Origin of the sequence: Campylobacter sp. LMG 7929, from assembly GCF_024723595.1 — a bacterium.
Classification (GTDB): domain Bacteria; phylum Campylobacterota; class Campylobacteria; order Campylobacterales; family Campylobacteraceae; genus Campylobacter_D.
On sequence record NZ_JANQCY010000049.1, the window covers coordinates 1 to 321 of the forward strand.

At 32.4% G+C, this 321-nt stretch carries 1 pseudogene; it reads right to left on the reverse strand.

Features of this window, described 5'->3' with window-relative positions:
- A pseudogene (locus CAMP5118_RS08010) lies at positions 1-321 on the reverse strand (hypothetical protein); the annotation flags it as partial.

Below are 321 nucleotides of genomic sequence, written 5' to 3' on the forward strand. Positions count from 1 at the left end.
CCTCCATAGATTTCTCCTACTAAGACAGCATTATAAGCTAGTGGAGTATTTTTAGTATCTACTCTTAAATCTAGTTTTAAATCATTGATTAATACACTATTATTACTGACTTCATAGCTTTGATTATTATTTACATCCACAAAAGCTCCACCTAAGTGAGTAGCAGCTGATGTTGAATATGCTCCACTTGGACCATGTACTAATAAAGAAGCTCCATCTAAAATAACCTTATTATTTTTAGCATTGCCATTATAAGTAATAGCTCCTGTTACATGAGTCATTCTCTCATCAAAGATATTATCCCCTAACATGCTTTGTCTA